Below are 22456 nucleotides of genomic sequence, written 5' to 3'. Positions count from 1 at the left end.
GGCCGTTATGCAGCTTCCTTCTGTGCCGCGAGACTTGCGACAGGGATGCCCAGATCGGTCAGCGCCTCGGCAACGGCGCGGTCGAGCGGCGTGTGCGGGATTGGCCCGATGACATCCTCCAGGCGGTTTGACGCCAGCCGGTGTGGCTCGAAGCGCAGGTATGACATCTGCAGCATCGCCTTCCACATCGGCATGAACGGTGCGCCGATCTTGAACACCCACCAGGGCAGCGATGACATCGCAAGCTTGTGGCCCACGGCTCGCTCGAGAGCAGCCTTCATCTGCAGGTCGGTGATGGCGTGACCCGGGAAATGGAAGGTCTCATAGTAGCCCAGTTGATCCTGTCGGTCCGCCAGTTCGACAAAGGCGGCGGCGAGATCGGGCAGATATGCCCATTCATGCACGATATCGGTCGGGCCGGCGGCGGTGTAGACGCCCTTCTGGATCTTTGAGGCCATGCCCAGGTCAAACCATGAGCCGGTGCCTGTGCCGCCGAAGAAATCGCCGGCCCGCAACAGGATGGTGCGCAGGCGTCCGGCGTCCGCTTCGGTGCGCAGCAGGGTTTCCAGTGCCACGCGAATACGACCCTTTTCAGTCGTCGGATTGAACGGCGTATCCTCGGTGATGATTTCCGGAAGCGGCGAACCGTAGTTGTAGATGGTGCCGGGGAAGAGCAGGAGGGCGCCATTGGCCTCGCAGGCGGCAACCACATTCTCGGCCATCGGCAGAACACTGCTCCAGTCGGAATAGACCGGGCTCAGGCCGTGGAAGATGATATCGACGCCGGCCGTGGCGCGCACCAGAGCCTCGCGGTCGAGCGCATTGGCGGCGATGCCGCTGGCGCCAGCGAGATCGGCCGGCAGCCTGCCGCTGCGGGTGATGCCGCGAACGTCATAGCCGGCCTGGATGAATGCCTTGCCGATAGCGCGGCCGAGCCGTCCGTTGGCGCCGAGGATTGCGATACTGGTCATGTCGGATCTCCTTGTCGGTGTTGCGATGTCCCTATTTTTCCCTTTCACTGGCGAATGGAAATTGACTGTTTTCGGCTTTATGATATTCATTTTTGAATGAAAGACATCGACTGGAATTTGATCAAAAGTTTTGTTGCGGTGGCTGAAACCGGCAGTCTGTCGGCTGCGGCGAGAAAGCTCTCCTCGAGCCAGCCGACGCTTGGACGCCACATCTCGGAGCTTGAACAGGCGCTGGATGTGACGCTGTTCCGGCGTGGCCGGCAGGGGCACGAACTCACCGAGGCAGGCGCGATTCTTTACGAGAGAGGCCAGGCGGTCGCCGAACAGGCAACGGCTTTTTCCCTGTTGGCATTGGGCTCTGTCGAGGCGGTCGAGGGAACTGTGCGGATCTCAGCCAGCGAGGTGGTGGCGGCGTTCGTCCTGCCTGAAATCATCGCTGGGCTCGGTCTCGAGGAACCGGGCATCGAGATCGAGGTAGCGGCTTCCAACCAGGTCGAGAACCTGCTGCGCCGCGACGCCGATATCGCCATTCGCATGGTTCGGCCCATGCAGAACGAGCTGGTGGCGCGCAAGGTTACCGACATTGCGCTGTGCGCCTGTGCCGCCACCACCTATATCGAACGGCGCGGCCGACCCGAATCCGTCGCTGATATCGTCAACCACGACATTGTCGGTTTCGACCGTGACGACGGCATCATCCGCGGTTTCGCTGCCGCAGGCATCCCACTGGACCGCAGTGCCTTCCGCTTCCGCTGCGACAACCAGATCGTGCATTGGCAAGCGGTGCGCGCCGGCAACGGTATCGGTTTCACGCAGCGGCCCCTGGTCGATCGGGACCCAAATGTGGAACCCTTGCTGCCTGATCTCGCGCTGCCGGCTCTACCGGTTTGGCTCGCCATGCACCGCGATGTGCGCGGCTCGCTGCGCATCCGCCGCGTCGTGGATTTCCTGCACGAAGCGCTGAAGCGCTATTCCGCCGGCTGAGCGACGAAATCAGCGGCGTGGGCGAGGTTGGACATCAAGAACACCGCTGCCAGGAACCCCGACAGCACCACAAAGACCGCTGTAAAGCCGACATGCTCGGCAACGAAGCCGATCAGCGACGGCGCCAGCAAAATGCCCGAATAACCCATGGTCGTGACCACGCTCATGCCCGTGCCGGATGCCATGCCGGGCTGATTGCCACCGGCTGAAAAGGCGATCGGAACCATATTGGCGATGCCCAGCCCGGCAAAGGCGAAGGCGGCGATTGCCAGCCATGGCCAAGGCGACAGGGCTGCCACCAATATGCCGGAAGCAGCGATCAGCGAGCAGACGCGTAGCGTCGTTACCGCACCGAACCGGTTGCGCACACCATCGCCAGCGAAGCGCATTGTGGCCATGGCACCCGAGAACAATGCGTAGGCGAGGCCGGCGGTAGCGAGATCGGCGCCAAGCTCCTGATTCAGATAGAGAGCGGCCCAGTCCAGCACAGCGCCTTCCGGCACCATGGTGATCAAGGCCATCAGGCCGATCAGATAGATGCCGGGGCTCTTAGGGAATGTGAACTTGTGATGTTCCTCATGGGCCAGTTTCTTGGGATCGCTGACCAGATAGCCGGCGGTCAAGGCAAGCAGCACGATGGCAATGATGGTGACGCCGACGGCATGTGTCAGATGGCCATAGTTCTGGATGACAAGTCCGCCGATGCCGCCACCGGCGAAGCCGCCGAGGCTCCAGAAACCGTGCGAGGAGGACATGACCGCGCGCGAAAGGCGGCGCTCAACCGAGACGGCGTTTGCGTTCATGGCCACATCCATGCCGCCGACCAGTCCTCCGAACAGGAACAGGGCAGCAGCCGCCAATGGCAGGCTGGGGGCCAGCGCCACCAGAAGCAGGCCAAACACGGCCACGCTGGCAAAACCGCGAACGACGGCGCGCGAGCCATGTTTCGACATGAGGTAGCCGGACAGTGGCATGAAGACCAGCGCGCCGAGGCCAAACAGCAGGATCAGAACGCCGAGCGTGAACTTGCTGATGTCCAGGCGGGTCAGGAAAACCGGGATCTGCGGAGCCCAACTGCCGGTCAGGAAGCCGTTGATGAAGAACATCGCTGCCACAGCCCAGCGACCGCGCGCGGCATCTTGCAGGGAGGAAACTGCGGTCATGGCGATGGCTCGAACAAGAATTGGAACGATTCAATCGTTAGATCGATTCAAAGTCATCGTCAAGCAATTAAGGCGATCGAACCATCCGAGAAGGAGGCCGCGAGCTGCAGGAAGGGCGTGTCTGCCGCCCGCGTGCCTCAGTGATCTTTCGGGCGATTGACCGCGAAGGCAGCCTTCTGGGCATCCGATGCCTCGGTCTGATGGCGCGCCTGCCACTCGCCATAGGGCATGCCGTAGACGATCTCGCGGGACTGGTCCTTGGAGAGCGCGACGCCTTCCGCCTCCGCTGCCTCGCGGTACCAGTTGGACAGGCAGTTGCGGCAGAAGCCGGCGAGATTCATCAGGTCGATGTTCTGGACGTCGCTGCGTTCGCGCAGATGCTCGACCAGCCGACGGAAGGCCGCCGCCTCGAAATCGCGCTGCTGTTCGTCGCTCAGATCGGTCATGGTGGTGCCCTCGTGTTGGCGCTTCACAGTGGTCCGGTGCGCGAACCGAATATCTTCACAGCGTGTATATCGGAACGGCGGTTGATCGCGTCAACGATGGGAGCCAGCCTTTCCGCCCATGCGAGCGCACCTTTGGTGTCGGCAATCAGATCCTGCCGTATCTCAATCAAGGCATGTGCGAAGCCATTGACGATGGCATGGCGAAACATGGTGTCGCCGCGCAGGGCGCCGTCATACGGTTCATTGTCGCCGACCACGAGATCCTTGTCTGCAGCGAGCGCTTCGATGAGTGCGCGCGGCGCACGATCATCGAGATCCCACAAGACGCCGACGTGCCAAGGCCTGGCGCGGCCCTGCATGACCGGAGTGAAGGAATGAACAGAGAAGATGAACGGCGCGCGCCCGGACTTCTGGACCACCGAGGCGACAACGGCAGCGACAGCGTCATGATAAGGGCGGTAGAACCGCTCCAGCCGCCTTTCGCGCTCTTCGGCCGGCATCGGATAATTGCCCGGAACGATGGTGCCGTCATAAAGCTGGCGGATCAGCGTCGGGTCGTCTTCGCCGCGATTGGGGTCGATCAGCAGGCGTGAAAAATTGGCGAGCACTGCCGGCACACCAAGCAATGAGGCCAATTCGCGCGTTACGGCTTCAACGCCGATATCATAGGCGATGTGGCGCTCGAATTCGGCGGCCGGCAGGCCGAGCGCTCCATACTCCTCCGGCAGTTCGCGTCGCGCATGGTCTGCCACCAGCACGATGCCACGACTGCGATCGCCCTCGATCAGATCAAATGGCGCAAAAACTGTGGATCGGGTCATGGCACGGGGAAAATCAAGCGGTGGCGTCTCGGAGCGGGATGGTAACGTGATCCCATGAAGCGGAAGTCCGCGCAATGCCGTTGTTTGGTCAAGGTTTTTGCGAAAAACTTTCATCCTCCGGCATAGCATGCGCCGGCTTGCCAATTAAATCGATTGGATTCACAGTGGGGCGCGCGTTGACATGCGCCCGGACATCTTCGAAAAGGGCGCCTGATCATGCAAGTTTCACTCAGCGAGGGGTCTCGAATGGCATCCGCCAGCCGGCAGCGTACGCGAAAGGGCCTCGCCCTCTTGCTGCCGCTGTTTGCCCTGTTCGCGGCGCCTCTGGTGATGGCTTCTCCGGCCAGGGCCGATTTCCGTGTCTGTAATGCCACGCAGAATCTGGTCGGCGTGGGCATCGGCTATCGTGCCAAGACCGGCTGGATCACCGAAGGTTGGTGGCACATCGAAGGTTCGACCTGCAAGACGCTGATCGAAGGGCCGCTGTCATCGAGGTTTTACTATCTCTATGCAGAAGATGCCGAGCGCGGCGGTCGTTGGGATGGTCCGATCTCGATGTGTGTTGCCGAGAAGGAATTCAAGATTGCCGGCGTAACCGATTGCGTCGCCCGGGGCTTCCAGCGCGCCGGATTCCAGGAATACGACACAGGCGAGCAGGCGAGTTGGATGGTCCAGCTGACCGAGCAGCCCACTGCGGATGGCACCCCGGCCGCTCCGCCAAGCAACGGTCAGAACAATCAATGAGACGTAGCCGCAAGGTCAAGATCCTAGCCACCATCGGTCCTGCTTCCTCCGATGAAGCGATGCTGAAGAAGCTCTTCGAAGCAGGTGCGGATGTGTTCCGCATCAACATGAGCCATTCCGATCATGACCTGATGCGCACACTTGTTGGTCGCATCCGCTCGGTAGAGGCCGCAGTCGGTCGTCCGATCGGCATCCTGGCCGATCTGCAGGGGCCGAAGCTGCGCGTCGGCAAATTCGCCAACGGCAAGGAAGAACTGAAAGTTGGCCAGACCTTCACCCTGGACGACAATCCGGAGCTCGGTGATTCCAAGCGTGTCCATCTGCCGCATCCCGAAATCCTGCGCTCGGTCGCCGTTGGCGACCGGCTGCTGATCGATGACGGCAAGGTCGAACTGAAGGCCGTGAAGGTTGATGGCCATTCGATCGTCGCCACCGTGGTGGTCGGTACCAAGATTTCCGACAAGAAGGGCGTGTCGCTGCCGGACACCGAGCTGCCGGTCGGTGCGCTCACCGAGAAGGATCGTGCCGATCTCGACGCGGTCCTGGCCGCCGGCGTCGACTGGGTAGCGCTTTCTTTCATCCAGCGTCCGGAGGACCTCGCCGAGGCACGCAAGATCGCGCGTGGCCGGGCGCTGCTGCTTTCCAAGATCGAGAAACCGCAGGCCGTGGCGCGGCTGGCCGAGATCATCGAGCTGTCGGATGCGCTGATGGTGGCGCGCGGCGACCTCGGCGTCGAATTGCCGCTGGAGGCTGTGCCGGGCATCCAGAAGCAGATCACCCGCGCGGCGCGCCGCGCCGGCAAGCCGGTGGTGGTGGCGACGCAGATGCTGGAATCGATGATCTCCGCGCCGGTGCCGACCCGCGCCGAAGTGTCGGACGTCGCGACCGCCGTGTTCGAGGGCGCCGATGCGATCATGCTGTCGGCTGAATCCGCAGCAGGGTCCTATCCGGTCGAAGCTGTGGCGACCATGAACCGCATCGCCGAACGTGTCGAACGCGACCCGACCTATGCCGGCATCATCAATGCCCAGCGCTCCGAGCCGGAGGCGACAGGTGCCGATGCCATCTCGCTGGCGGCACGCGAGATTGCCGAGACGCTGAAACTGTCGGCGATCGTGACCTACACGGCTTCCGGCACGACGGGCCTGCGAGCTGCCCGCGAACGGCCGCAGGTGCCGATCATCGCGCTGTCGCCGATCCTTGCCACGGCCCGGCGCCTCTCCTTGCTATGGGGCACGCATTGCGTGGTTTCGGAAGATGCAACCGATCTCGACGACATGGTCGATCGTGCCTGCCGCATCGCTTCGGAGCAGGGCTTCGGCAAGGCGGGCGACCGCATCATCATCACCGCGGGCGTACCGCTGAGGACGCCGGGCTCCACCAACATGCTGCGGATCGCCTATCTCGGGGCAGATGGGAAGCAGTAAGATCAGGGGGAATGAGGGAATAGGGCAGTAAACACTTTGCCGTGTATGGCGCCAGGCTAACTCACTGCCCTACTGCCCTAGATCGCCTCTCCCGCCAGTTCCTCCGACAGCTTCGACACCTGGTCCTGCGCATTGCGCAGCATGGGGTAGAGGTCGAGCACCTTCTGCCAGGCATCGAGCGCGGCCTGCTTGCGTCCGGTCTCGGTCAGGATCTGCGCCATCCCCGACAGGGCGCCGAAATGACGGGGTTCCAGTTCCAGCGTCTGCTCGATATCGACCATCGACTTGGCATAGTTCTTCATCAGGAAATGCGCGGTGGCGCGGCGGTTCCAGCCCTCGGCATATTTGGGCTGCAGCGTCACCACCTGGTCGAGGAAGTCGAGCGCGACGTCGAACTTCTTGTCTTCGATCGCTTTCTGCGACCATTGCATCATCAGGTCGACCGAGGCGCTGCCGGACCGGTTCCATTCGTTCCAGATGCGGCCGGCAACGAGTTCGGCCGATTTCGGACTGCGCGCATGCTTGAGGTCGGTGAAAAGCTGGTCGATGCGCTGTTCGCGCGTCTGTGCTACCGCAGGTTTGACACCGTCGTCGGCAGCAATGGCTGGCAGCGAAAAAGAGAGGGAAAGAGCCGTACAAACGGCGAATAACGTCCGCATTCCCGGATTCTATCTCCGGGATGCCGGACGTTCAAACTGAATCTGAATTCAGCATCATCATGCAGCGCTCAATACGCGCCACAGCAGGATCAGCCCTGGCGCGCCTTGTAGCGCGGAGCGGTCTTGTTGATGATGTAGATGCGGCCCTTGCGGCGAACCAGGCGGTTGTCACGGTGACGCGCCTTGAGCGCCTTGAGCGAATTCTTGATCTTCATGGTCTTGCCCGTCGGTATGAGCCCGGTTTCGGGCTGAACTTTAAAGGCGCGCCCGAAGACGCGCCCTGTTGCGATCGGCTCATACCGAGGTGCCCGGTACATGTCAACCTTGCAGGCGGCTTGATCACGCTTTCAGCCGGCAAATGGGCGGATGCGGGTGAAGTGCCCCATCTTGCGTCCGGGCCGGGCCTCGGCCTTGCCGTAGAGATGCAGCATCAGGTCCGGCTCAGCCAGCAATGCCGGCACTTGGTCGACATCGTGGCCGATCAGGTTCTGCATGACGCAATCCGAGTGCCGGCCGGCATCGCCGAGCGGCAGACCGGCGACGGCGCGGATATGCTGTTCGAACTGCGAAACCGTGCAGGCCGCCTCGGTCCAGTGACCTGAATTGTGCACGCGGGGCGCAATCTCGTTGGCGAGCAGGCTGCCGTCGGGGAGCACGAAGAATTCGATGCCGATGACGCCGACATAGTCGAGCGCGGTGATGATCGCCATTGCCGCCTGCTTGGCCGCATCCGCCGTGGCGATCGAAATGCCGGAAGGCACCGTCGAGCTGTGGAGAATGCCGTCGCGATGGACGTTGCGGGCCGGATCATAGACGGCGAGGGCGCCATCGGTGCCGCGCGCCGCGATGATGGAGATTTCGTAGTCGAAGCCGATCAACGCTTCCAGGATCAAGGGGACATCGCCCATCGCCTTGTGGGTGCCCTCGACGTCCGTGACGCCGCGCAGCACGCGCTGCCCCTTGCCGTCGTAACCGAGGCGCCGCGTCTTGAGCACGCCGCTGTTGCCGAAGGCGTCGAGCGCGGCGGCAAGATCGGCATCATTGCCGACGGCGCGGAAGGCGGCGGTGGCGACGCCGATATCATTGAGGAATTGCTTTTCGACCACGCGATCCTGAGCCACCCGTAGGGCTCGTGCCGAGGGCCGTACGGGTCGCGTCGCTGAAAGCCTCTCGGCAGCCGCAACCGGAACGTTCTCGAACTCGTAGGTCACGACCGTGCAGGCTGCTGCAAGTTCGGCAAGGGCCGCCGGGTCGTCGTAGGCGGCAACGATCTGCCGGTTCGCGACCTGGGCGGCCGGGCAGTCCGGCTGCGGTTCGAGAATGATGGTCCCGTAGCCGAGTTTTGCAGCGGCCATGGCCAGCATGCGGCCAAGCTGGCCACCGCCGATGATGCCGATGATGGAGCCTGCGGGAAGAGCTGCGGTCACGGCTGGTCTACCGGCTCCAAGGCGACCCTGGCGGTCTGGCCGGCGCGCCAGCCATCAAGCCGTTCGGCCAGGGCCTTGTCGTAGAGGGCGAGCACGGCAGCGGCCAGCAGCGCGGCGTTTGCCGCGCCGGCCTTGCCGATGGCCAGTGTGCCGACAGGGATGCCCGCAGGCATCTGTACGATGGAAAGCAGCGAATCCTGCCCCGACAGCGCTTTCGATTCCACCGGTACACCGAATACTGGCAGCGAAGTCATCGCAGCGGTCATACCGGGCAGGTGCGCCGCCCCACCGGCTCCGGCGATGATCACTTTGTAGCCTGCCGCCTTGGCGCCGTTGGCGAACTGGTATAGCCGGTCCGGGGTGCGATGGGCCGAGACGATCAGCGCCTTGTGCGGGATCTCCAGCACCTCCAGCAATTCCGCGGCGTGACGCATGGTCGCCCAGTCGGACTGGCTACCCATGATGATGGCGACATCGGCTTTATGCTCGGCCAAGCTGCTCTCCCCGGAGGCAAAGTGGCGAGGTAGCGGAATTTGCCTTGTGGAGCAAGGATTGCGGTGGCGCCGGATACGCTCAGGCGATGATATCGGGAATGATGCGGTCTTCGAGCGCGCTCAGCCGATCCTTGAGCGCCAGCTTCTTCTTCTTCATGCGTTGCACCTGCAGAGGATCGCAACCGGTGGCGATCATCGCATTGATGGCCGCGTCGAAATCGGCATGTTCCTGTTTCAAACGTGCAAACTCGAGACGAATCTCGGCCTGTTCCTGTTCCGACATATCCACCGTTCTGCTGGCTCCGGCGCCCATGCGCGCCTGATGGGCGGGGTCCGCCAGCCTTCGCCAGCGGCGCGCACGCATTATCACATTTCACGACGCGGTGGAATGCTACCACATGCCATTCGACAAGGCGAAGCAATGGTGGCACACTGTCATTTGGCCGTCACGCGGGCGTCCGCGGTGGACGTCGTGCGTCGGTCGCTGGCAGGAATATGAAAGGGAGAACCATTCATGTCTCTAGCGTCCCATCTTGAAGAGCTTCAACGGAAACACAGCGACATCGAACGTGAGATCGATGACGCGCTGCTGCATCCGTCGGTGGACGATCTCGAAATCGTGTGCCTCAAGCGACGCAAGCTGGCCATTAAGGACGAAATGGAAAAACTGAGGGGCAGACCCTCGACTCACTAAATCAGTCCCCAATAGGCGCAAATGCTCCCGGCGGCGCGCAGCCGCCGGCCAGGGACCTTTTAAGTATCTCGCCAGGCATTGCTTGGGGGATCGTGGTTTCACCCTGATCTTTCTCGTTAGCTGCCGCGTCGTGAGTGCCGGAATCCGTTTGTGCGCGTCGATTTGACGGGCCGCGCTTGAGCTTGCCATTGACAAGGCTGTGTTGCTCCTCCACCTCATGCCCGGACGCATTTCTCATGAGGCGACCGGCATGACCGGGTATTTTTCCTCCCCATTTCCGCGCCGGCAGTCGGTTGGCGTCGACGTCGGCGGCGTGATCGTCGGCGGTTCCGCGCCTGTCGTCGTGCAGTCGATGACCAATACCGACACGGCTGATATCGACCAGACGGTGGCCCAGGTTGCGGCACTTCATCGCGCCGGCTCGGAGATTGTGCGGATCACCGTCGACCGCGACGAAAGTGCCGCCGCGGTGCCGAAAATCCGCGAACGGCTGGAGCGGCTGGGCGTCAATGTGCCACTGGTCGGCGACTTCCACTACATCGGCCACAAGCTGCTGGCCGATCATCCGGCCTGTGCCGAGGCGCTGGCAAAATATCGCATCAACCCTGGCAATGTCGGCTTCAAGGACAAGAAAGACAAACAGTTCGCCGAGATCGTCGAAACGGCGATCCGCTACGACAAGCCGGTTCGCATTGGCGTCAACTGGGGGTCTCTCGACCAGGAACTGTTGACCCGACTGATGGACGAGAACCAGGAAAAGGGCTCGCCGCTGACGGCGAACCAGGTCATGCGCGAGGCGATCGTGCAGTCGGCAATCCTGTCGGCGGAACTTGCCGAGGAAATCGGGCTTGGCCGAGAGAAGATCATCCTGTCAGCCAAAGTCAGCGGCGTGCAGGATCTGATTGCCGTCTACACCATGCTTGCCACCCGTTCCGATCATGCGCTGCATCTCGGGCTTACCGAGGCCGGCATGGGGTCGAAGGGCATCGTCGCTTCATCAGCGGCCATGGGCATCCTGCTGCAGCAGGGCATCGGCGACACGATCCGCATTTCGCTGACGCCGGAACCCGGCGGCGATCGCACCCGTGAGGTGCAGGTGTCGCAGGAACTTCTGCAGACCATGGGGTTCCGCCAGTTCGTGCCGATCGTGGCGGCTTGCCCCGGCTGCGGTCGCACCACGTCGACCGTCTTCCAGGAGCTCGCGCAGTCGATCCAGGAGGACCTGCGCAAGAACATGCCGATCTGGCGCGAGAAGTATCCTGGCGTCGAGGAACTGAAGGTTGCCGTGATGGGCTGCATCGTCAATGGCCCTGGCGAATCCAAACATGCCGATATCGGCATTTCGCTGCCGGGCACCGGCGAGACGCCGAGCGCGCCGGTGTTCGTCGACGGACGCAAGGCAGCGACCTTGCGCGGACCCAATATCGCCGCCGATTTCGAGAAAATGGTCGCTGACTATATCGAACAACGGTTCGGCGGGCACGGCCAGGCGGCGGCAGAATAGCAGCGATGCGGCGTGCTGCCGGTCTTGCCTTGCTTGTTCTGCTCGCACTGCCGGCGGTGTCGCCGGCAAAGGCTGATCCTCCTCATACGCATTCGGCCCAGAAGCGCCTGATCGGACGCGTTTGCGACCTGATCGAAGTGCATGCGACCGAACAGGGGCTGCCGAAGGATTTCTTCGCACGGCTGATCTGGAAGGAAAGCCGTTTCGATCCAAACGCGGTCAGCCCCGTGGGCGCTGAAGGCATTGCCCAATTCATGCCGGGCACCGCAAAGATGCGCGGCCTTGTCAATTCTTTCGACATCGAGCAGGCGATACCCGCTTCCGCCAGATATCTGTCGGAGCTCAAATCCGGATTCGGCAATCTCGGGCTGGCCGCCGCGGCCTACAACGCCGGTGAAAACCGGGTGGCGCGCTGGCTGGCTTCCGGAGGGTTCCTGCCGCTGGAAACGGAAGAGTATGTGCTCGACGTCATGGGCGAGCCGGCCGACAAGTTCTCAGACAAGACCTATGCCGGGGTGGTGCTGCCCCTTGACGCCAGGCAGCGGAATTTCTCGATCGCCTGCCGGCGGTTGCCGGTGAGCAAGGCAACGACGGTGCCGATGGCCGCGGTGCATGTGAAACCATGGGGCGTGCAGGTGGCGGGCAATTTCCGACGTTCCGCCGCCGTGCGGCAATGGCAAAGGGTGCAGGCGCGGTTTCCGGCCGTGCTTGCCGATGTCGAACCCGTCGTCAGCCGCGTGCGGACCCCGATGGGGCGACGGGGCGTCTATGCCGTGCGCATCGGCGCCGACGATCGCAAGGCGGCGAACGCGATCTGCGACAAACTGCACAGCGTCGGCGGCGCCTGCATCGTGCTGAGGAACAGATAAGTTGAGCAAGGAACCTCCCGCTGAAGATCCGCTCGTAATCGTACCGGTACCGGCTCTTGTGGCGGTGTTGCTCGCCATGGAGGAGAAGAAGGGTTCACCACTGACACAGGCAGAGGTGTTGCGTATTCGCGATGACGCTCATTCCATTGTGATGCCTGCCTCAATTGTTCGTGAACTTGCGGCGGAACGAGGCTACACCGATATTGATCCCGAAAATGCTTGGGAAGAGTGGGGTCAGTTCCGCAGCGGGCTCCAATCATAACCGAACGCTGCCTCCCGAGGACGCTCCTTTTCCCCGATTGGTTTTGCCGATATTCACGTCTTTCCAGTTGGCTACCTGAACCAAGTGGCCGTGTCAGGCGGTCTTGGCCACCGTTTCGCTGAGCCATGTGCCGATCTTGGCGCCGAGCCGATCCGGCGAGACCGGCTTGGCCAGGTAGTCATCCATGCCGGCTTCGATGCACTTGTCGCGATCGCCCTTCAAGGCATGTGCGGTTACGCCGATAATCGGCGTGCGGGTGCCGTTGGCCGCTTCGATCTGGCGGATGGCGCGTGTTGCTTCGTAGCCGTTCAGTTCCGGCATCGAGACATCCATCAGGATCAGCTTGGGATTGAGCGTCTTGTACATCTCCACGGCGGTGCGCCCGTTGGCAGCGATGCGATAGTTCAAGCCCAGTCCGTTCAGGATCTGCCCGAAGACCATCTGGTTCACCTCATTGTCCTCGGCGATCAGGATATCGAGCGGACGGGCGGGATTGGCGATGGCTTCCGGCTTGGGCGCCGGAGCGGGCGTACCACGAATGACCGTGAAAGCCGGTTGCGCGGGTGCCGTGGCATGCACCGGCTCGCGCACGAAATGCGCTCTGCCGGCCTGATTGCGAGCCTTCTGGATGACGGAAATGACGTTTCCAAGCAGCACGGCCGAACGCGACGGCTTGGTGAGGTGCGCGGCGATGCCGAAGTCGAGGATGAGCTTGGCGAAGTCGATCTGGTCGACCGAGGTCAGCAGGATGACGGGAATGGAGGACAGCCGGCTGTCCGCCGCTATCGCCCTGGCAACGTCGGCGCCGTTCATGCCGGGCATCTGGTAGTCGAGGATGACGCAATCCACTGATGCGCCGAGCTGATGGGCACGATCGAGGAACGCAAGGCCGACCGCGCCGCTTTCCGCTGCCGCACAATCAAAACTCCAGCTGCGCAACTGCTCCAGCAGGATCTCGCGGTTGACCGGATTGTCATCGATGACGAGCACACGCGCGCCAGTGACGTCGACAGGCACGATGTCTTCATTGCCGGTCGCTTCGTGAGCCGGAAGTGGTACTGCGAACCAAAACACCGAGCCGCGGCCGATTTCACTTTCGACGCCGATCTGGCCGCCCATCAGATCGACCAGCCGGGCGGCGATGGCCAAGCCCAGCCCGGTACCTTCGTGGCGCCGGGTCGAAGAGGAATCCACCTGGGCGAATTTCTCGAACACGTTCTGCAGCTTGTCGGCCGGGATGCCGATTCCGGTATCCTCGACGCGGACCTTCATCTGAACGTGACCGTCCACGACTTCACCCGAAACGTCGACCAGCACATGGCCCTTCTCGGTGAACTTCACCGCATTGCCGAGCAGGTTGGTGATGATCTGACGGAAGCGACCGACGTCGCCGACGACATGATGCGGCAGGCGTGGATCGACCCGCACGATGAGTTCCAGGTTCTTCTCGGCGACCCGCGCCGAAACCAGCGTGGCGACATCTTCGACCGCCTCGGCGAGGCGGAAGGGTGCCGGGTCCAGCGTCAGCTGGCCGGCATTGATCTTGGAGAAGTCGAGAATGTCATTGATGATGGTGAGCAACGCGTTGCCGGACTTCACGATGACATCGGTGAAGGTTTTCTGGCGCGGATTGAGTTCGGTCTTGGCGAGCAGTTCGGCCATGCCGAGCACGCCATTCATCGGCGTGCGGATCTCATGGCTCATATTGGCCAGGAATTCCGATTTGGCGCGGTCGGCGGCCTCGGCCTTGAACAGCGATTCCGCCGTTTCCGTGAAAGCGCGGCGGATCGCCTTTTCCATCGGGCGGAAGATCCAGACGGCAACGGCGAGCAGCGCGGCGCAGAGCGACAGGCTCACCCACAGCAAAAGCCGATCGCTGCGTGCTTCCGCCATGCGGCGTTCGACGTCCATCGCGGTTCTGGCACGCGCCAGCATGGGTTGGGCGAACAGGTCGTTCTGGTTACGGATCTCGCGGTAGTTCCAATCTGTTGCGCGCGTCGCTGCGATCATCAGGTCGAAGTTGCGCAGGATATCGCGGGCCGACCACAGCAGGTAACCGTTGACGGAGGCCGCGTTCAATTCGTCTTGCGTCGGTTTGGAAAGTTTCGGCGCGATGGCGGCAAGCTCGGCATTGAGCGATTCCATGCCTGCCTTGAGGCGCTGCGCATGGTCCTTGGCGGATTTGGCCAGCTCGAGACGTGTGCCCGGGCTCCAGGTGCTGACGGCTGTTTCGGCAAAACCGGTGGCGTTGTTGAGATCTCGAGCGAAGGTGACGATGTGGCCACTCAGCGCATCGATTTCGGCGCGATAGGAACCGGCGCGGTTCAGCGCGAAGATGGTGCCGGTAACGGCAACCGCCAGTATCAGCAGGCCGGAAAGATAACGAATCCGGATCGACCGGATGAAGGACGAATATTCAGGCATGCGTAACCCCAACCCATACGCATTTTAACGGCCGGGATTACGCTCTATTACCATTAAGATTTCGTTCCGGGGCTAGAGCGTTTCCGTTTTTCACGGAAACGCGGAAACGCTCTAAATTTGTCTTCGCCGCATTTTTGTAACGCCAAGTGATTCCACTTGGCTACAAAATGCTCCAAGCGCTTTCAGTTGTTGCGGTTCGCGATGAACGCTGCGGCTGCCTTCAGCATCGAAGCCTGTGCGCCAAAAGGCTCAAGCAACGCGTGGGCCTGTTCGACAAGTCCCTTCAGCTGTTTGCGTGCCCAGGCCTCGCCGTGCAGGGCAACCAGCGTCCCCTTTCCTGCAGCGGCATCCTTGCCGGTCGCCTTGCCCATCGTTCCGGCATCGGCGGTCAGGTCGAGCAGATCGTCGGCAAGCTGAAAGGCGAGGCCGATAGCCGAACCGAATTCCGCCAATCGTTCGCGGTCGGCCGTGGAGGCCCCGGTCAGGATCGCACCTGCCTCGCAGGCGAAGCGGATGAGGGCGCCTGTTTTCATGGCCTGCAGGCGGATGATACCAGCTTCGTCCGGCGTGGATTTCTCCGCCTCGATATCGAGCATCTGGCCTCCGACCATGCCACCGGTTCCGGCGGCGCGCGCCAGCGCCAGCACAAGAGCGGCGCGGCGATCGGCAGGCAGGCCAAGCGCTTCGTCAGCCAGGGTGTCGAAGGCAAGCGTCAACAGCGCATCGCCGGCCAGGATCGCGGTGGCGTCGTCGAAAGCCTTGTGGACGGTCGGTTGACCACGGCGCAGGTCGTCATCGTCCATGGCTGGCAGATCATCGTGGATAAGCGAATAGCAGTGGACGCATTCGAGTGCGGTGGCCGTCGTCAGCGCCGGCGCCTCGTCATGGCCGGGCGCCAGGAGCGCCGCACTTTCCAGCACGAGAAAGGGGCGCAGGCGTTTGCCGCCATTCAGCACACCATGGCGCATCGCGGCGATCAGGCGCTGGGGGCGAACGATCTCTCCCGACAGCGGCTTGCCGTCGAGCAGCGCGCGCAGGCGTGCCTCGACCTGTTCGGCGCGCACGAGCAGTGCTGCCTCGAATGGAATATCGGTGTCCATAACCATGGCGGCGAGCGGTAGCCGACAGTCAGACGTTGCGCAAGAAGCCAAGCGCCTTTATGCGGGAGAGAGCTGTGACAGGATTGGGCGGGTGGCAGAGCCGATCATCGATCACGAGACCGAAGGGTTGGACATGGCGTCGCGACCGAGGGGCAGACGCGGTGATTACCAGCGCTGGCTTCGGCGAGCGTTGCGTATTGCCGTCGTGCTGGCCATCATTCCGGCCGTGCTGACTTTCCTCTACATGCCTTCCTTTGTGCATCCGGTCTCAACGCTGATGCTGAAGGACCTCGTGACATTCTCCGGCTACGACCGGCGCTGGGTGTCGATCGACGATGTGGCGCCTGTGCTCGCCAATTCCGTGATCATGTCGGAGGACGGCCAATTCTGTTTCCACAGGGGTGTCGACCTCGGCGAACTCAAGGGCGTTGTCGATGATGCCATGGCGGGCGAGATGACGCGGGGCGCTTCCACCATCACCATGCAGACCGTGAAGAACCTGTTCTTGTGGTCGCGGCCGCTGGGCACAGTGCGCAAGGTGATCGAACTGCCGCTTGCGGTCTATTTCGATGCATTGATGTCGAAACGGCGCATCATGGAAATCTACCTCAACATCGCGGAATGGGGTCCCGGCATCTATGGTATCGAGGCGGCCGCACGTTATCATTTCGGCGTTTCCGCCAAAAATCTGTCGCGTCGGCAGGCTGCCTTGCTGGCGGTCGCCCTACCCAATCCGATCACGCGCGATCCCGGCAAGCCCGGGCCAGGCCTGAGACGACTCGCCTCACTGATCGAACGCCGGGCGTCTCGCTCGGGCGCATATGTCGGGTGTCTCGATTAAGGTGATTTCGAAGAATCATCGCACTGGTCCTGGACCAGGGTCTCGCCTGGCGGATGGTTGGCTTTCGGCAGGTCGCTGCGGTGGTTCTTCGAAATCACCTGAGCCGGTTCAAAAAAAGTCGCGGCAACACTGGCCAAAAGGCGATCAGCCGTGTATAGGCACGCCACTTTCTTCTAGAACTCGGCTGTACGCGGCCCTTTCACGAGGGCGTTGCGGGCCATTGACCGATCGAATGGAGCATATCCATGGCTGTGCCGAAACGAAAAACCTCTCCGTCCAAGCGCGGCATGCGCCGTTCTGCTGACGCTCTGAAGACCCCGACTTACGTCGAGGACAAGAATTCCGGCGAAATGCGCCGCCCGCACCACGTTGACCTGAAGACCGGCATGTATCGCGGCCGCCAGGTCCTGGAGCCGAAGGAAAGCTAAGCAGCTCTCCTTCTACGGGACGAATAAAAAGACCGGCCGCTGGCCGGTCTTTTTGTGTTTGCGCAGCAGCCTACGTGTTCAACCGGCGTCCGCGGTCAGGCCGGCAGTTTCGATACCGGCGATGGCGGCAGTCTCGTCATTGTCGGAGGTGTCGCCCGAGATACCGACGGCACCGATTACGGTGCCAGCGCCGTCGCGGATCAGAACGCCGCCAACCACCGGCAGGATTTTACCGCCCGACAGATCGGAAACGCCAGCCGTCAAATGCGGCCGTTCCCTGGCAATCGCCTCGACGCGACGGCCACCCATGCCGACCGCGAGTGCCGCATAGGCTTTGCCCGAAGACATCTGCGGGCGCAGGAAAGAAGCGCCATCCTGGCGCTGGAAGGCGACGAGATGGCCGCCTGCGTCGAGAACGGACACGCCGAGCGGTTTCAAGCCCAGGGCCACTGCCTTGGCGAAGGCGCCGGCAATGATCTGGTTGGCCTTGTCGATCGGAAAACTGGTCATGATAAAGGCTCCTGCGGTCAACGGAATGCTCGGCACGACGATCGCCGATCCCCGCGATCTTCCGGTCCGAGGATTTTACGGGCAAGCCGCCATCCGCTTGAAACTGCTTCGCGTGGTTTCGCCGTCGCAGTTGACCAGTCGAACTCAGGAAGCCTTGCGCGCCTGCGCGTCAACGACGGCCTGGTAAGCCGCCCGCAGTCTGGCGCGCACCGTGGTTTCGGCGGGTTTGGGTGCGCCGGTGCCGAGATGTTCGAACCGTAGCTCGTCCATGAAATCCTGCCACAGCGACGGACCGCCTTCCTCGAGAAGCTTGGCGCGGATGGACAATTCTTCCGTGACAGGCAGCCAGACGCGGCCCCAGGCACCAAGCTGCGTCATGATCGGCACCAGGGTGATCGACATTTCAGTCAGGCTGTAGATCGCCTTCTGTTTGTGACTCGGATCGTCGGCCTTGGTCAGCATGCCGAGTTCGACCAGCCGCTTCAGCCGATCGGCCAGGATGTTGGAGGCGATGCCTTCCATCGAATGGTTCAGCAATTCACGAAAATGTCGCCTGCCGCCGAAGATCATGTCGCGCAGGATGATCAGGCTCCAGCGATCGCCGAAAACCTCCAGCGAAAGATTGATCGGGCAGCCGGAACGGCGATCGAGTGTCATGAACGCATCCCTCAGAAAAACCAGTTGCATTATAGGATCGGTTTTATTATGGTTCAACCAATTGCAAAATGCAATCAGTTGGAGGGTGCCATGCAGTCAGAGATTGTTCGTCCGGACGGAGCCCGGCTCGCAACGCAAACATTTGGTGAGGCACGCAATCCGTCCGTGCTGCTGATCATGGGGGCCATGGCCTCGATGCTGTGGTGGCCCGACGATTTCTGCCGGGCTCTCGCGGAAAGGGGGCTGCATGTGGTCCGTTACGACAATCGCGACACCGGGCTCTCCACCAAATACGAACCGGGAAAACCTGGTTACACTTCCGCCGATCTGGTGGACGACGCCGTCGCTGTGCTCGATGGCCATGCCATCGCCCGGGCGCACGTCGTCGGCATGTCGATGGGTGGCATGCTCGCGCAGATGCTGGCGTTGCGGTATCCGGCGCGCGTTGCGTCCCTTTCCGTGATCAGTACCTCGCCCATAGGCGTCGATACATCGACGCTTCCGGGGATGACACCTGCCTATCAGGAACACGCGGCAAAGGGGGGCGATGTCGACTGGTCGAACAGGGCTCAGGTGATCGAGTTCATGATCGAGGACAGCCGCATGCTGGCAAGCACGGCTCATGCATTCGACGCCACACGGCTGCGTGACTTCGTCAGTCACGACTATGATCGGGCAGGGGGCCTGGCGAGCGCCTCCAATCATTTCATGGTGATGGATGGTGTCGCGAGCGAAAGCATCCGCGATCTCTCGGTGCCGCTTCTGACCATACACGGTACGACGGACCCGATCTTTCCAGTCGAGCACGGCCGGGCTCTTGCCGCAGCCGCGCCGGGTGGCCGGTTGGTCGAGGTGACCGGTGGCGGGCATGAGTTGCATCGCAACGACTGGCCGATCATGATCGATGCCATCGCAGCGCACGTACGAGCAGCGTAGAAGTCTGAAGCAAAAGGCTTGTGAGAACTGCGGTTGGGCGATTGCCGGCCGCAAACTTCTTGGATTGCCTTATATTAGCTAGTCTTCACTCTTCCCAGAACTGGTCGAGCCATAGGTTCAATCTGAAGAACCCGCCATTGGAAACGGCGTAGACCCGCTTCGTGCCCTCAGGCCTCGCGCTGACCAGGCCGGCCTCGAGCAAAACCTTGAGATGCTGGGAAACCGCGGGCCTGGAAACAGGTAGGCCCGAGGCCAATTCGTTGACTGTTTTGGGACCTCGTCTCAATTCTTCCAGAAGATAACGCCGGTTCGGATCAGCAATGGCGACGAAAGCATCGGAAAGCATCATGCCCCATTTGTGAGGCAAGTTGCAGTAAATCTCAACAGGAAACGTTTAGGTTGTTTCAGGTTTCGTGCGAGGGTCCAATCGCACCGCTTCCGGCGTCACCGCACGTTCCGCCGGCTGGGTCTTGAAGGCCTCGCGCGCCTCGACCGGAACCGGAGCCCGGCGACTGATGCGCAGTGCCGTATAGCCGGCAAGCGCCACGTGCGCGAAGGCCGTTGCCAGGAAAAGCCCTTCCGGTCGGATCCAGTCCATCAGGGCTGCCGCGAGCAGCGGCCCGATCATCGTGCCGAAACCGTAGAGCAGCAGCAGACCACCGGAAACCTTGACGAATTCCTCGGGAGAAGCGTGGTCGTTGGCGTGGGCGACGGCGATCGAATAGAGTGTGTAGGCGAAGGCGCCATAGGCCGCGGCGAAGGTGATCACCAGCGTGCCGTCGCGGAATTCGAACAGGAACATGACGAGCGCGCAAAGCGTTGCACCGACGGCAGCCGCGGCCAGTACATAGCGACGGTCGGTGCGGTCCGAAATACGTCCGGCGGGAATCTGCATGGCAGCGCCCGCCACCACGACAAGGCTCATCATCAGTGCGATCTGGGCTGTCGAAATGCCGATCCGTGCGCCGTAGACCGCGCCGAGCGTACCCCAGGCACCGTTGGCGACGCCGATCAGCACGCAGGCCACCGCCGATACGGGCGAGTTGGAATAGAGGCCTTTCAGATCGAGCTTCACATCCTGCAGCGGCTTGGGGTGCGACGCGCTGGAGACAGCGGTCGGTATCAGTGAAAGGCAGAAGAAGATGCCGGTGATCATGAACAGCGAGGCGGATTTCACGTCGCCGCCGGCAACGATCATCTGTCCGCCCATGATCGAGGCGTAGGTGACCATCATGTAGAGGCCAAAGACGGTGCCACGGTTTTCGTTCGTGGCCTTTTCGTTCAGCCAGCTTTCGATGACCATGAAGGCGCCGGCCATGGTGAAACCGGTGAAGGCTCGCAGTGCGATCCAGGTGTATTCGTCGATCAGAAGACCGGTGAGCAACGCGATGATCGCGCCCACAGAGGCAAAGGTGCTGAAGGCGCGCACATGGCCGGCGCGGCGCACAAGGCGCGGGGCGAAGAAGCAGCCGGCAACGAATCCGCCCGCCCAGGCCGTGCCCATCAAGCCAAGCGATGTGGTCGAAAAACCTTCCACCTGGCCGCGCAGCGGCAGCAACAGGCCGTGCAGTCCGGAAGCCGCGAGCAGGAACGCCGTGCCGCGTAGCAGGGAGAGGATCGGTCGGTAGGCTGCGAACATCAGGTCGGTCCAGTGCGCGAATCAGGCAGAGCCAGTGGAGACGATGTTTTCAGGCATTTCGGCGGCATGTTGCCGCCGTTGCGACGATCAGCGGCGAAACAACGCCTCGGCGGCGGACTTCGTGACGCCTTTCTGCTGAAGCTCAGCTTCCAGTCGTGTGATCTCGGCGCGTAGAAGGTCAATGCGCTCCGTGAGTTCGCCGACAGAAAGCAGGGCCAGATCCTGCCCGACCTCATGTTTGGGGGCCTTCTTTACGGGCTCGTCGTCGAAGATCGCCATCGTCGCTCCTTCGTTCTTTTTGCGGTTTGCCTGACCCGCCTATCCGCATACATAGGAAAAGCATACATGGGGCAGGGGGTAAAATCATCCCGCCGCACGAGCCGAGCAGATTGGTAGGGAACATGGTGAACGGACAGAAAATCCCGGCGAAGATGACAGCGGTGGCGATATCGACTCCCGGCGGCCCGATGGTGCTCAAGCCGGAAAAGCGCGATGTGCCGATGCCCGAAGCCGGCGAGATCCTGATCCGGGTTCACGCTGCCGGCGTGAACCGGCCAGACGTGATGCAGCGCAAGGGCGCTTATCCGCCGCCGCCGGGTGCCTCGGATCTGCCAGGACTGGAAGTGGCCGGCGAGGTTGCCGCACTGGGCGAAGGCGCCGTGCGCTGGCGTATCGGCGACCAGGTCTGCGCGCTGACGCCCGGCGGAGGCTACGCCGAATATGTCAGGGTACACGCGTCCAATGCGCTGCCCTTGCCTGCGGGCTTCACCTATACTGAAGCTGCCGCTGTGCCGGAAACCTACTTCACGGTCTGGCACAATGTGTTCGAACGCGGTGCTCTGAAGGCTGGCGAGACATTGCTCATTCATGGCGGCTCGTCCGGTATCGGCACTACCGCCATCCAGCTCGCCTCCGCGCTGGGCGCCTATGTGATCGCGACTGCCGGCAGTGCCGATAAATGCGATGCCTGCCTCAAACTCGGCGCTGATCGCGCGGTGAACTACCGCGAGGAGGATTACGTCAAGGCAGTCAAGGACGCGACGGGTGGCAAAGGCGCCGATGTCATCCTCGACATGGTCGGTGGCGACTACATCGGACGCAACTACGACGCCGCGGCCGTCGAAGGCCGCATCGTGCAGATCGCGACGCAGGCCGGCGCGGTCGCATCGGCCGACTTTTCCAAGCTGATGGTCAAGCGGCTTGTTCACACCGGCTCGACGCTCAGGCCACGCACCATCGAATTCAAAGGTACCGTCGCAGCAGCGCTGGAAACGCAAGTCTGGCCGTTGCTGGCTTCCCGGCGCGTGGCGCCGGTGATGGACATGATCTTTCCGCTCAAGGAAGCCTGGCGTGCGCATGAGCGCATGGAAGAAGGCGACAACATCGGCAAGATCGTGCTCGACGTCGGATAACAGCGACAAGGCCGGCCAGGCCCGATCTGGCAACGCCGGCAAGA

The 22456-nt window shown here is 62.2% G+C and carries 27 protein-coding genes; 11 read left to right on the top strand and 16 right to left on the bottom strand.

The window, feature by feature from the left end; all coding sequences use genetic code 11:
* Positions 1 to 5: 5 nt before the first annotated feature.
* The gene (locus ACFWYE_RS18455; RefSeq protein WP_379113339.1) at positions 6 to 971 is read right to left on the bottom strand and encodes an NAD-dependent epimerase/dehydratase family protein; all 966 of its coding nucleotides are present in this window, start codon (positions 969 to 971) and stop codon (positions 6 to 8) included.
* 96 nt (positions 972 to 1067) lie between these two features.
* Between ACFWYE_RS18455 and ACFWYE_RS18450 the strand changes: the two genes are divergently transcribed.
* Entirely contained in the window at positions 1068 to 1955 is an 888-nt protein-coding gene (locus ACFWYE_RS18450; RefSeq protein WP_379113338.1) for a LysR family transcriptional regulator, read from the top strand.
* On the opposite strand, the gene ACFWYE_RS18445 is transcribed toward ACFWYE_RS18450, so the two are convergent.
* The 3 genes from ACFWYE_RS18445 to ACFWYE_RS18435 all read right to left on the bottom strand — a co-directional run bounded on the left by ACFWYE_RS18445 (position 1940) and on the right by ACFWYE_RS18435 (position 4385).
* Entirely contained in the window at positions 1940 to 3118 is a 1179-nt protein-coding gene (locus ACFWYE_RS18445) for an MFS transporter (protein WP_379113336.1), read from the bottom strand. The two genes, ACFWYE_RS18450 and ACFWYE_RS18445, sit on opposite strands and share 16 nt — an antisense overlap.
* Positions 3119 to 3255: 137 nt before the next feature.
* The gene (locus ACFWYE_RS18440) at positions 3256 to 3564 is read right to left on the bottom strand and encodes a DUF1244 domain-containing protein (protein WP_379113334.1); all 309 of its coding nucleotides are present in this window, start codon (positions 3562 to 3564) and stop codon (positions 3256 to 3258) included.
* A 23-nt stretch (positions 3565 to 3587) separates the two neighbouring features.
* Positions 3588 to 4385: an N-formylglutamate amidohydrolase gene (locus ACFWYE_RS18435; protein WP_379113332.1), complete on the bottom strand. Its 798-nt coding sequence runs from the start codon at positions 4383 to 4385 to the stop codon at positions 3588 to 3590.
* 246 nt (positions 4386 to 4631) lie between these two features.
* Between ACFWYE_RS18435 and ACFWYE_RS18430 the strand changes: the two genes are divergently transcribed.
* On the top strand, positions 4632 to 5129 hold the full coding sequence (locus ACFWYE_RS18430; protein ID WP_129412860.1) for a DUF1036 domain-containing protein: 498 nt from the start codon (positions 4632 to 4634) through the stop codon (positions 5127 to 5129).
* Positions 5126 to 6556, top strand: a complete 1431-nt coding sequence (pyk, locus tag ACFWYE_RS18425; protein ID WP_379113330.1) for a pyruvate kinase — start codon at positions 5126 to 5128, stop codon at positions 6554 to 6556. Before ACFWYE_RS18430 ends, pyk begins: the two co-directional genes overlap by 4 nt.
* A gap of 77 nt (positions 6557 to 6633) precedes the next feature.
* On the opposite strand, the gene ACFWYE_RS18420 is transcribed toward pyk, so the two are convergent.
* From ACFWYE_RS18420 to ACFWYE_RS18400, 5 genes are all read right to left on the bottom strand, one after another.
* Positions 6634 to 7215, bottom strand: a complete 582-nt coding sequence (locus tag ACFWYE_RS18420; RefSeq protein ID WP_379113328.1) for a tetratricopeptide repeat protein — start codon at positions 7213 to 7215, stop codon at positions 6634 to 6636.
* An 89-nt stretch (positions 7216 to 7304) separates the two neighbouring features.
* On the bottom strand, positions 7305 to 7430 hold the full coding sequence (gene ykgO / locus ACFWYE_RS18415; RefSeq protein WP_040974291.1) for a type B 50S ribosomal protein L36: 126 nt from the start codon (positions 7428 to 7430) through the stop codon (positions 7305 to 7307).
* A 132-nt stretch (positions 7431 to 7562) separates the two neighbouring features.
* Positions 7563 to 8642 carry a 5-(carboxyamino)imidazole ribonucleotide synthase gene (locus ACFWYE_RS18410; RefSeq protein ID WP_379113326.1) on the bottom strand — a complete coding sequence of 360 codons (1080 nt, stop codon included), beginning with the start codon at positions 8640 to 8642 and terminating at the stop codon, positions 7563 to 7565.
* Positions 8639 to 9103, bottom strand: a complete 465-nt coding sequence (gene purE / locus ACFWYE_RS18405; protein WP_379113600.1) for a 5-(carboxyamino)imidazole ribonucleotide mutase — start codon at positions 9101 to 9103, stop codon at positions 8639 to 8641. Before purE ends, ACFWYE_RS18410 begins: the two co-directional genes overlap by 4 nt.
* 112 nt (positions 9104 to 9215) lie before the next feature.
* Positions 9216 to 9419: a YdcH family protein gene (locus tag ACFWYE_RS18400; RefSeq protein WP_024922779.1), complete on the bottom strand. Its 204-nt coding sequence runs from the start codon at positions 9417 to 9419 to the stop codon at positions 9216 to 9218.
* Positions 9420 to 9650: 231 nt separating this feature from the next.
* Here ACFWYE_RS18400 and ACFWYE_RS18395 point away from each other — a divergent pair, with 231 nt between their 5' ends.
* From ACFWYE_RS18395 to ACFWYE_RS18380, 4 genes are all read left to right on the top strand, one after another.
* Positions 9651 to 9830, top strand: coding sequence for a YdcH family protein (locus ACFWYE_RS18395; RefSeq protein ID WP_129412865.1), 180 nt, complete (start codon positions 9651 to 9653; stop codon positions 9828 to 9830).
* A 250-nt stretch (positions 9831 to 10080) separates the two neighbouring features.
* Positions 10081 to 11334 carry a flavodoxin-dependent (E)-4-hydroxy-3-methylbut-2-enyl-diphosphate synthase gene (gene ispG, locus ACFWYE_RS18390; RefSeq protein WP_379113324.1) on the top strand — a complete coding sequence of 418 codons (1254 nt, stop codon included), beginning with the start codon at positions 10081 to 10083 and terminating at the stop codon, positions 11332 to 11334.
* 5 nt (positions 11335 to 11339) lie between these two features.
* A complete protein-coding gene (locus ACFWYE_RS18385) occupies positions 11340 to 12203 on the top strand; it encodes a lytic transglycosylase domain-containing protein (RefSeq protein ID WP_379113322.1) in 864 nt (287 codons plus the stop codon).
* 1 nt (position 12204) lies between these two features.
* Complete coding sequence (locus tag ACFWYE_RS18380) at positions 12205 to 12465, top strand: hypothetical protein (protein WP_379066087.1); 261 nt, start codon at positions 12205 to 12207, stop codon at positions 12463 to 12465.
* A 93-nt stretch (positions 12466 to 12558) separates the two neighbouring features.
* Here ACFWYE_RS18380 and ACFWYE_RS18375 read toward each other — a convergent pair whose 3' ends face one another.
* On the bottom strand, positions 12559 to 14889 hold the full coding sequence (locus ACFWYE_RS18375) for a response regulator (RefSeq protein ID WP_379066090.1): 2331 nt from the start codon (positions 14887 to 14889) through the stop codon (positions 12559 to 12561).
* Between the two features lie 182 nt (positions 14890 to 15071).
* Positions 15072 to 15989 carry a polyprenyl synthetase family protein gene (locus ACFWYE_RS18370; RefSeq protein ID WP_379113598.1) on the bottom strand — a complete coding sequence of 306 codons (918 nt, stop codon included), beginning with the start codon at positions 15987 to 15989 and terminating at the stop codon, positions 15072 to 15074.
* A gap of 82 nt (positions 15990 to 16071) precedes the next feature.
* Between ACFWYE_RS18370 and ACFWYE_RS18365 the strand changes: the two genes are divergently transcribed.
* Both ACFWYE_RS18365 and rpmF read left to right on the top strand, forming a co-directional pair.
* Positions 16072 to 16830, top strand: a complete 759-nt coding sequence (locus ACFWYE_RS18365) for a biosynthetic peptidoglycan transglycosylase (protein WP_379113596.1) — start codon at positions 16072 to 16074, stop codon at positions 16828 to 16830.
* A gap of 245 nt (positions 16831 to 17075) precedes the next feature.
* The gene (gene rpmF, locus ACFWYE_RS18360) at positions 17076 to 17258 is read left to right on the top strand and encodes a 50S ribosomal protein L32 (protein ID WP_129412871.1); all 183 of its coding nucleotides are present in this window, start codon (positions 17076 to 17078) and stop codon (positions 17256 to 17258) included.
* Positions 17259 to 17336: 78 nt separating this feature from the next.
* Here rpmF and ACFWYE_RS18355 read toward each other — a convergent pair whose 3' ends face one another.
* Positions 17337 to 17768 (bottom strand): heme-binding protein, encoded by a 432-nt coding sequence (locus tag ACFWYE_RS18355; RefSeq protein ID WP_379113320.1) that lies wholly within the window; start codon positions 17766 to 17768, stop codon positions 17337 to 17339.
* 144 nt (positions 17769 to 17912) lie between these two features.
* On the bottom strand, positions 17913 to 18425 hold the full coding sequence (locus ACFWYE_RS18350) for a winged helix-turn-helix transcriptional regulator (protein ID WP_379113319.1): 513 nt from the start codon (positions 18423 to 18425) through the stop codon (positions 17913 to 17915).
* Positions 18426 to 18515: 90 nt separating this feature from the next.
* On the opposite strand from ACFWYE_RS18350, the gene ACFWYE_RS18345 reads away from it, so the two are divergent.
* A complete protein-coding gene (locus ACFWYE_RS18345) occupies positions 18516 to 19361 on the top strand; it encodes an alpha/beta fold hydrolase (RefSeq protein ID WP_379113317.1) in 846 nt (281 codons plus the stop codon).
* A gap of 85 nt (positions 19362 to 19446) precedes the next feature.
* Here the strand turns inward: ACFWYE_RS18345 and ACFWYE_RS18340 are convergent, their stop codons facing one another.
* The 3 genes from ACFWYE_RS18340 to ACFWYE_RS18330 form a co-directional block, all read right to left on the bottom strand.
* Positions 19447 to 19710, bottom strand: a complete 264-nt coding sequence (locus tag ACFWYE_RS18340) for an ArsR/SmtB family transcription factor (RefSeq protein ID WP_379066102.1) — start codon at positions 19708 to 19710, stop codon at positions 19447 to 19449.
* Positions 19711 to 19755: 45 nt separating this feature from the next.
* Positions 19756 to 21000, bottom strand: coding sequence for an MFS transporter (locus tag ACFWYE_RS18335; protein WP_379066105.1), 1245 nt, complete (start codon positions 20998 to 21000; stop codon positions 19756 to 19758).
* Between the two features lie 87 nt (positions 21001 to 21087).
* Positions 21088 to 21279: a DUF1192 domain-containing protein gene (locus ACFWYE_RS18330; protein ID WP_379113315.1), complete on the bottom strand. Its 192-nt coding sequence runs from the start codon at positions 21277 to 21279 to the stop codon at positions 21088 to 21090.
* Between the two features lie 122 nt (positions 21280 to 21401).
* On the opposite strand from ACFWYE_RS18330, the gene ACFWYE_RS18325 reads away from it, so the two are divergent.
* Positions 21402 to 22412: an NAD(P)H-quinone oxidoreductase gene (locus ACFWYE_RS18325; protein WP_379066108.1), complete on the top strand. Its 1011-nt coding sequence runs from the start codon at positions 21402 to 21404 to the stop codon at positions 22410 to 22412.
* The last annotated feature ends 44 nt before the right edge of the window (positions 22413 to 22456 follow it).

The organism is Mesorhizobium sp. NPDC059025, from assembly GCF_042739655.1.
Taxonomy (GTDB): Bacteria; Pseudomonadota; Alphaproteobacteria; order Rhizobiales; family Rhizobiaceae; genus Mesorhizobium.
This window is presented reverse-complemented; position numbering and strand designations above follow the sequence as displayed.

What these genes read in the sequence shown, in the direction of transcription:
- ACFWYE_RS18455 (WP_379113339.1), bottom strand. Translation starts at nt 971, where the DNA reads ATGACCAGTATCGCAATCCTCGGCGCCAACGGACGGCTCGGCCGCGCT.
- ACFWYE_RS18450 (WP_379113338.1), top strand. Translation starts at nt 1,068, where the DNA reads ATGAAAGACATCGACTGGAATTTGATCAAAAGTTTTGTTGCGGTGGCT.
- ACFWYE_RS18445 (WP_379113336.1), bottom strand. Translation starts at nt 3,118, where the DNA reads ATGACCGCAGTTTCCTCCCTGCAAGATGCCGCGCGCGGTCGCTGGGCT.
- ACFWYE_RS18440 (WP_379113334.1), bottom strand. Translation starts at nt 3,564, where the DNA reads ATGACCGATCTGAGCGACGAACAGCAGCGCGATTTCGAGGCGGCGGCC.
- ACFWYE_RS18435 (WP_379113332.1), bottom strand. Translation starts at nt 4,385, where the DNA reads ATGACCCGATCCACAGTTTTTGCGCCATTTGATCTGATCGAGGGCGAT.
- ACFWYE_RS18430 (WP_129412860.1), top strand. Translation starts at nt 4,632, where the DNA reads ATGGCATCCGCCAGCCGGCAGCGTACGCGAAAGGGCCTCGCCCTCTTG.
- pyk (WP_379113330.1), top strand. Translation starts at nt 5,126, where the DNA reads ATGAGACGTAGCCGCAAGGTCAAGATCCTAGCCACCATCGGTCCTGCT.
- ACFWYE_RS18420 (WP_379113328.1), bottom strand. Translation starts at nt 7,215, where the DNA reads ATGCGGACGTTATTCGCCGTTTGTACGGCTCTTTCCCTCTCTTTTTCG.
- ykgO (WP_040974291.1), bottom strand. Translation starts at nt 7,430, where the DNA reads ATGAAGATCAAGAATTCGCTCAAGGCGCTCAAGGCGCGTCACCGTGAC.
- purE (WP_379113600.1), bottom strand. Translation starts at nt 9,103, where the DNA reads ATGGGTAGCCAGTCCGACTGGGCGACCATGCGTCACGCCGCGGAATTG.
- ACFWYE_RS18400 (WP_024922779.1), bottom strand. Translation starts at nt 9,419, where the DNA reads ATGTCGGAACAGGAACAGGCCGAGATTCGTCTCGAGTTTGCACGTTTG.
- ACFWYE_RS18395 (WP_129412865.1), top strand. Translation starts at nt 9,651, where the DNA reads ATGTCTCTAGCGTCCCATCTTGAAGAGCTTCAACGGAAACACAGCGAC.
- ispG (WP_379113324.1), top strand. Translation starts at nt 10,081, where the DNA reads ATGACCGGGTATTTTTCCTCCCCATTTCCGCGCCGGCAGTCGGTTGGC.
- ACFWYE_RS18385 (WP_379113322.1), top strand. Translation starts at nt 11,340, where the DNA reads ATGCGGCGTGCTGCCGGTCTTGCCTTGCTTGTTCTGCTCGCACTGCCG.
- ACFWYE_RS18375 (WP_379066090.1), bottom strand. Translation starts at nt 14,889, where the DNA reads ATGCCTGAATATTCGTCCTTCATCCGGTCGATCCGGATTCGTTATCTT.
- ACFWYE_RS18370 (WP_379113598.1), bottom strand. Translation starts at nt 15,989, where the DNA reads ATGGACACCGATATTCCATTCGAGGCAGCACTGCTCGTGCGCGCCGAA.
- rpmF (WP_129412871.1), top strand. Translation starts at nt 17,076, where the DNA reads ATGGCTGTGCCGAAACGAAAAACCTCTCCGTCCAAGCGCGGCATGCGC.
- ACFWYE_RS18355 (WP_379113320.1), bottom strand. Translation starts at nt 17,768, where the DNA reads ATGACCAGTTTTCCGATCGACAAGGCCAACCAGATCATTGCCGGCGCC.
- ACFWYE_RS18350 (WP_379113319.1), bottom strand. Translation starts at nt 18,425, where the DNA reads ATGACACTCGATCGCCGTTCCGGCTGCCCGATCAATCTTTCGCTGGAG.
- ACFWYE_RS18345 (WP_379113317.1), top strand. Translation starts at nt 18,516, where the DNA reads ATGCAGTCAGAGATTGTTCGTCCGGACGGAGCCCGGCTCGCAACGCAA.
- ACFWYE_RS18340 (WP_379066102.1), bottom strand. Translation starts at nt 19,710, where the DNA reads ATGATGCTTTCCGATGCTTTCGTCGCCATTGCTGATCCGAACCGGCGT.
- ACFWYE_RS18335 (WP_379066105.1), bottom strand. Translation starts at nt 21,000, where the DNA reads ATGTTCGCAGCCTACCGACCGATCCTCTCCCTGCTACGCGGCACGGCG.
- ACFWYE_RS18330 (WP_379113315.1), bottom strand. Translation starts at nt 21,279, where the DNA reads ATGGCGATCTTCGACGACGAGCCCGTAAAGAAGGCCCCCAAACATGAG.
- ACFWYE_RS18325 (WP_379066108.1), top strand. Translation starts at nt 21,402, where the DNA reads ATGGTGAACGGACAGAAAATCCCGGCGAAGATGACAGCGGTGGCGATA.